This window comes from Cupriavidus sp. SK-4 (genome assembly GCF_000611125.1).
In the GTDB taxonomy this organism is placed as follows: domain Bacteria; phylum Pseudomonadota; class Gammaproteobacteria; order Burkholderiales; family Burkholderiaceae; genus Cupriavidus; species Cupriavidus necator.
Genome location: NZ_JFJW01000037.1, coordinates 46,373 through 52,865, shown reverse-complemented (window position 1 = coordinate 52,865; position 6,493 = coordinate 46,373). Strand labels below are relative to the sequence as shown.

Annotated in this window: 4 protein-coding genes and 1 pseudogene; 1 reads left to right on the top strand and 4 read right to left on the bottom strand. The window is 68.1% G+C overall.

The window, feature by feature from the left end; all coding sequences use genetic code 11:
- Window positions 1–57: 57 nt before the first annotated feature.
- The 4 genes and pseudogenes from CF68_RS08425 to CF68_RS08410 form a co-directional block, all read right to left on the bottom strand.
- Complete coding sequence (locus tag CF68_RS08425) at window positions 58–2,730, bottom strand: DNA topoisomerase III (protein WP_035817413.1); 2,673 nt, start codon at window positions 2,728–2,730, stop codon at window positions 58–60.
- Window positions 2,731–2,878: 148 nt separating this feature from the next.
- On the bottom strand, window positions 2,879–3,283 hold the full coding sequence (locus CF68_RS08420) for a thioredoxin domain-containing protein (protein WP_018312051.1): 405 nt from the start codon (window positions 3,281–3,283) through the stop codon (window positions 2,879–2,881).
- A 68-nt stretch (window positions 3,284–3,351) separates the two neighbouring features.
- Window positions 3,352–4,552 (bottom strand): annotated as a pseudogene (gene dprA / locus CF68_RS08415) (DNA-processing protein DprA).
- 7 nt (window positions 4,553–4,559) lie between these two features.
- The gene (locus CF68_RS08410) at window positions 4,560–5,741 is read right to left on the bottom strand and encodes a LysM peptidoglycan-binding domain-containing protein (RefSeq protein ID WP_035817411.1); all 1,182 of its coding nucleotides are present in this window, start codon (window positions 5,739–5,741) and stop codon (window positions 4,560–4,562) included.
- A 160-nt stretch (window positions 5,742–5,901) separates the two neighbouring features.
- Here CF68_RS08410 and def point away from each other — a divergent pair, with 160 nt between their 5' ends.
- A complete protein-coding gene (def, locus tag CF68_RS08405) occupies window positions 5,902–6,408 on the top strand; it encodes a peptide deformylase (protein WP_010811325.1) in 507 nt (168 codons plus the stop codon).
- The last annotated feature ends 85 nt before the right edge of the window (window positions 6,409–6,493 follow it).

Genomic DNA, 6,493 nt, shown 5'->3' with positions numbered 1-6,493 from the left:
GCCCCCCGAAGCAAACCGCCCGGCAATGCCGGGCGTTTTGCCGTGACGCGCTGAGGCTTACTCGCCGGCGGCCGCCGCGCGCGACTTCTTGGCCGCGGCGGTCTTGGCAGGGGCCTTCTTGGCCGCCGCCTTCTTGGCCGGTGCCTTGGTGGCTGGCGCCTTGGCCGCGGTCTTCGCTGCCGTCTTGGTTGCCGGCGCTGCCTCGGCCGTGCCATTCGATGCCGCCTTGGCCGTGGTCTTGGCCGCCGTCTTGGCGCCCGCCTTGGGCTCGCGCGCCTCGAACTCGAAGCCGATCTTGCCGTCCGGCTGCTTGACCAGGAAGGCCTTGAAGTTGCGGCCGGTGCGCGACGACTTGAACCCCGTCAGCAGGTCGGTCTTGCCGTCGGTGAGCAGCTTGCCGATCTGCTCGCGGCTGATTTCCTGCTGCAGGATGATCTTGCCGGTGGTGAAGTCGCAGCTCTTGGGGCTGGTCGTGCTGTTCTCGCAGACGTACTTCATGCCGTGCTCGAACACCGAGCCGCCGCACTTCGGGCAGCTGCCAACCGGCTCCTGGCCGCTGAAGTCGACGGGCTCGCCGTCGTTATCGTCGTCATTCTGGCCGAAGTCGAATTCCATCTTGTAATGGCCCTCGTCGTCCTTGCCCAGCTTGAGGATGGCGGCGAACGGACGGCCCATCTTGCTGCGGAAGCCCTGCAGCGGACCGATTTCCTTCTTCAGCAGCAGCTCTTCGACCTCTTCGATCTCGAACTGGCGCCCGCCCGGGATCTTGCTGATCGAGAACTCGCACGCGGTGCAGGCAAAGCGGCGGTAGTTCTCCTTGACCTGCCCGCCGCATTGCGGGCACGGCGTGTCCAGCGTGGCGTAGTCGCCCGGGATGGTGTCGCTGTCGTATTCCTTGGCGCGCTTGACGATCTGCTGCGTCATCTGCGCGATCTCGAGCATGAACTCGTCGCGCTTCATGCGCCCGCGTTCGATCTGCGAGAGCTTGTGCTCCCATTCGCCGGTCAGCTCGGCCTGCGTCAGTTCCAGCACGCCCAGGCCGCGCAACAGCGTCATCAGCTGGAACGCCTTGGCGGTCGGGATCAGCTCACGGCCTTCGCGCACCAGGTATTTTTCCGTCAGCAGGCCTTCGATGATGGCCGCGCGCGTCGCCGGCGTGCCCAGGCCCTTGCCGGCCATGGCTTCGCGCAGCGCGTCATCGTCCACCAGCTTGCCGGCGCCTTCCATCGCCGACAGCAGCGTGGCTTCGTTGTAGCGCGCGGGCGGCTTGGTGGTCAGGCCGACGCTCTCGACCTTGTCGGTCTTGACCTTCTCGTCCTTGGCCACTGGCACCAGGTTGGCGGCGTCCTTGTCGCCCTGCGCCTCGCGGCCGTAGATCACCAGCCAGCCCGGGTTGACCAGCACCTTGCCTTCGGTCTTGAAGTGGTGGCCGGCGACTTCCGTGATGCGGGTGGTGACCTGGAACTCGGCCGCCGGGAAGAACACCGCCAGGAAGCGGCGCACCACCAGGTCGTACAGCTTCTGCTCCGGCTCGGACAGGTTCTTGGGCGCCTGCAGCGTCGGGATGATGGCGAAGTGGTCGCTGATCTTGCTGTTGTCGAAGATCTTCTTGTTCGGCTTGACCCAGCCCTGCGCCAGGATCTTCTTGGCGTGCGGCAGGTAGTTGGGCGAGCTGTCGGCCAGCATGTCCATGGTCTGCTTGACCGTGTCCAGGTAGTCCTCGGGCAGCGCGCGCGCATCGGTACGCGGGTAGGTCAGGACCTTGTGCTTCTCATACAGGGCCTGCGCCAGGCCCAGCGTGTTCTTGGCCGAGAAGCCGAAGCGCGAGTTGGCCTCGCGCTGCAGCGTGGTCAGGTCAAACAGCGCCGGCGACTGCTGCGTCGACGGCTTGGATTCCTCGGTGACCGTGCCGGTCTTGTCGCGGCAGGCGGCAACGATGCTCTTGGCCTCGGCCTCGCTCCACAGGCGCGATTCGCGCGCCTCGGGATCGAACTCGCTCTTCTTGAACTTGGGGTCGTACCAGCGGCCTTCATACAGGCCGGCGGCGGCGATGAACTCGGCCCGCACTTCCCAGTAGTCGCGCGGCACGAAGTGCTTGATCTTCTCTTCACGCTCCACCACGATCGACAGCGTCGGCGTCTGCACGCGGCCCACGGTGGTCAGGAAGAAGCCGCCGCCCTTGCTGTTGAAGGCGGTCATGGCGCGGGTGCCGTTGATGCCCACCAGCCAGTCGGCCTCGGAGCGGCAGCGCGCGGCGTCGGCCAGCGGCAGCATGTCTTCGTCTTCGCGCAGGCTGGCGAAGCCATCGCGGATCGCCTGCTGCGTCATCGACTGCAGCCACAGCCGGCGCACCGGCTGCTTGGCCTTGGCCTGTTGCGCGATCAGCCGGAAGATCAGTTCGCCTTCGCGCCCCGCGTCACAGGCGTTGATCAGGGCGGTGACGTCCTTGCGCTTGATCAGCCGGTTCAGCACCTTCAGGCGCGACTCGGTCTTGGCGATCGGGCGCAGGTCGAAATGCGGCGGGATCACCGGCAGGTTGGCGAAGCTCCACTTGCCGCGCTTGACCTCGTATTCGTCCGGCGCGGCGATCTCGACCAGGTGGCCGACGGCGGAGGACAGCACGTAGTCGTCGCTCTCGAAATACTCGTCGTGCTTGGTAAACCCCCCGAGGGCACGGGCGATATCCGCCGCGACCGACGGTTTTTCCGCGATGATGAGGGCTTTTGACATGGGAAGGGTCCTTGCGAGCTGCATCCGGCAACCCGCGAATTGCACTACAAACGAAGTAATCGGAACGCCGGGGGGCTATGAGGCGCCAATAATAAGCGCGCTTTCAACGGCGGTGCAAGCAAGCCCCCGCCGCCGCCCTTGGCGCCGCCTAGGCGGCGCTGCTCCCCCCGGCAAGCAACCAGTCCAGCACCTGCGGCACGTCTTCGGCGCTCGCAGGCATCGCCGCACCGCGGCTCAGCATGCGTTCCAGCACCTCGATGTGCGGCAGCAGGGTGCCATAGAACTGGGGCGTGCCACCCGACGCAGGCTGCACCAGCAGCGTCGGGAAATTCTCAATATCGATATCGCCAAGCGCATCCGCGTGCGTCTCGATGTCGATCCAGACGAAGCAATCCTCCGGATGGCGCGCGGCCAGCGCGGTCAGCGCCGCCAGGTAGTCCCGGCACGTGCCGCACCACTGCGCGCACAGGCAGGCCACCAGGCGGCCCTGCGGCCGCGCCGCCAGGCACGCTGCAATGGCGCCGGCGTCACGTTCTGGAAAGTAAACGGTCATGGCATCGGAAACATGAGGCGCCCGCGGCACGCGGGCTGCCGGCGATTGTATCGGTATTGCGCTCCTGCTCACCCAAGCCGCCGGAACAGGTTTCCCGGTAGACGCTCGGCGTGCCCGGCCAGTTCCTGTTCCAGCAGGCGCGCCGCGGCGGCTTCCGGAGGCTGGCCGCTGCGCTCGCACAGCGCATCCAGCGTAACCGGATCGTAGCCGAGAGCGGCCAGCAGGGGGTCGCCGTGGCCGGCAAAGTCAGAAAGATCTGGTTGCTCCGGTACGGACGCGGGAACGCGCCTGGCTGCAGGGCGCGCAGGCGCCGGCAGCAGGTTGATCTCTTCCAGCACGTCCTCCACGCGCTCCACCAGCTTCGCGCCCTGGCGGATCAGCAGATGGCAGCCTGCTGACAGCGGCGCGTGGATCGAGCCCGGCACCGCAAATACCTCGCGCCCCAGATCGGCCGCCAGCCGTGCGGTGATCAGCGAGCCCGAGCGCGCCGCGGCCTCCACCACCAGCACCCCGCGCGCCAGGGCCGCGATGATGCGGTTGCGGCGCGGGAAGTTGGCGGGCAGGCCCTGCATGCCGAGCGGGAATTCGGTGACGATGGCGCCGCGCGCGGCCACTTCGTGCGCCAGCATCAGGTTCTCGGCCGGATAGACCCGGTCGGCCCCCGTACCCGTAACAGCGACGGTACCGCCGCAGCCCTGCAGCCCGCCGGCATGGGCGGCGGCATCGACGCCCAGCGCCAGCCCCGAAACCACCGCCAGCCCCGACTCGGACAGCGCCCGCCCGAAGGCCTGCGCATCGCGCTTGTCCCTGCTCGGTGGCGCCGCGCGCGCCGACGATGGCCACCGCAGGACGCGCCAGCAGCGCGGGATCGCCCTTGATATATAGCAGCGGCGGCGGGTCGGGCAGGTCGAACAGGCGGGCAGGGTAGGCGTCGTCGCCGAACGTGACCACGTGGTTGCCGGGTGTGCCGAGCCAGGCGAGGGTGCGTTCGACCAGTGCCGGCAGCCCGGTGCCGGGCCTGGCCAGCACCGCGCGGGCGTGTTTTTTGGGAACGACGGCAGACAGCGCTGCCACGCTCTGCGCCAGGATCTGCTGCGGCAGCCCGAATGCGGCCAGCAGCAGGCGCACCGTGACCGGGCCGACCCCGGGCGCACAGGCGAGCTGCAGCCACGCCTTCAGTTCCTCTGGATCGCGCGTGGTGAGCTGCCGGGCAGCGCCGCCATGGCAAAGGGAAGCGGCGGCCGCCGGGGCCGCCTGCGATGTCGCCAAGACCGGCTCAGCGCGGCGAGGTCGCCCGGTCGCCGACCGCGATCACGTTGGAGGCGTCGGTGACCAGCGCATACGACACCCCCGGGAACACGCGGAAGACAAAGGCCAGGCCGTAGCGCTCGTCGGGCAGGCGGATGGCGCGGTTGCTGTCGGTCTTGTCGGCGACGGTCTCGCCGGTGCGCGACAGCGCCAGCACATGCCCGGGCTCCACCCCGGCCTGGCTGCCGAGGTTAAGCACCACCACCTGCTTGGCACCGCCGAACTCGACCCCGCCATAGACCTTGGCCACGCGGCCGTCGAGTTGCGCATCAGGCGCGTGCGGCACATAGCGCAGCGCTTCGCGCGCGGGCTGCGGCATCAGCAGCGTGCCCACGCCCATCTCCTGCCTGGCCTGCGTGACCTGCAGGGTCGAGACCGCATCCGGCCCCTGCGCGCCGCGCGCCAGGCGCACGTTGCCTTCGTATTCGGCCTCGTAGCCGAGCACGGCATTGGTGACGGGATCGCGCACCGGGGTGACCGGGCGGTAGGCCTGCCAGTCGCTGCCTTGTGGCGCGTCGGCGGGGATGCCGCGCGCGTAGCCGGTGTCGTCGCGGCCAAGGATGACGCGCGACTCGGACACGGCGACGATGCGCGCCGAGGTGGCCAGCGTGTCCTGGTCGACCACCAGCGGGCGGATCAGGAAGGGCTCGATATCGGCGGACGCGATGCTCTGGATGGCGGCGCCATCGGCGGCACTGCCGCGCATCTGCGGCGACAGGCGCACCGTGCCGCTGCCGCCCGGCGTGGTCGACAGCCAGGCACGGCCGTCGCGCTGGATCAAATACAGGATCTGTCCCGGATAGATCAGGTGCGGGTTGCGGATCTGTTGCCGGTTCATGCCCCATAGCTCAGGCCAGCGCCATGGCTGGCGCAGGAAGCGGCCCGAGATCCCCCACAGCGTGTCACCCGTGCGCACGGTGTACTGCGACGGCGCATTGGCAGCCAGGTCTGAAACGGGGATGCCCTGTTGGGCCGTGCGCTGGGCTTCGGCCTGCTGTGCCGGCGTGACCGTCAGGTCCGCGGCCAGGGCCGGAAGCGTGGCCGCAGCAGTGAAGCCAGCGGCACTCAGCAACGCACAAGCAAACTTAGGGGTGAACGCGTGCAGCCTGCGGCCCGACGCCGCCTGGTGTTCTTTGGTAAGATCGCGCATTTTCCTGACCGGCCGGTGGTTCGGCCGGATTGACCCGGGAGAGCGCGCCTGTTTCGGCGCGCCTTGAATTTTTGTACTTGCGCCCCGATTCTGCATGTAAACACCGGCCGCCGCAACGCGGCCCGGTTGCCGGCAGCAGCCGGCGTTGCGCCTGAGCATCATGGCAAAACTCGATATCCTGACCTACCCCGATCCCCGCCTGCACACCGTTGCCAAACCCGTGGCGGCGGTGGACGACCGTATCCGCCAGCTGGTGAAGGACATGGCTGAAACCATGTACGAAGCGCCCGGCATCGGGCTGGCCGCCACGCAGGTCAACGTGCACGAGCAGGTGGTGGTGATCGACGTCTCGGAAACGCGCGACCAGCTCCAGGTCTTTATCAACCCGGAGATCGTCTGGGCCAGCGACAACCGCAAGGTGTGGGAAGAGGGCTGCCTGTCGGTGCCCGAGGTCTATGACCGCGTCGAGCGCCCCGACCGCGTGCGCGTGCGCGCGCTCAACGAGAAGGGCGAGAGCTTCGAGCTCGAAGCCGACGACCTGCTGGCCGTCTGCATCCAGCATGAGATCGATCACCTGCGCGGCAAGGTCTTTGTCGAGTACCTGTCGCCGCTCAAGCTCAACCGCATCAAGAGCAAGCTGCAGAAGCGCGAGCGCACCCGCATGTAAGCGGCGCCCTGCCACAAAGATGTAACAGCCCGCCCGGAATCCCGGCGCCAGCGCGCGGCACCCGCGCGGGGTCTGTTATCTTTAT

Bases quoted from the DNA above. Each gene is read 5' to 3' on its own strand.
- def (WP_010811325.1), top strand. From the start codon at position 5,902: ATGGCAAAACTCGATATCCTGACCTACCCCGATCCCCGCCTGCACACC.
- CF68_RS08410 (WP_035817411.1), bottom strand. From the start codon at position 5,741: ATGCGCGATCTTACCAAAGAACACCAGGCGGCGTCGGGCCGCAGGCTG.
- CF68_RS08425 (WP_035817413.1), bottom strand. From the start codon at position 2,730: ATGTCAAAAGCCCTCATCATCGCGGAAAAACCGTCGGTCGCGGCGGAT.
- CF68_RS08420 (WP_018312051.1), bottom strand. From the start codon at position 3,283: ATGACCGTTTACTTTCCAGAACGTGACGCCGGCGCCATTGCAGCGTGC.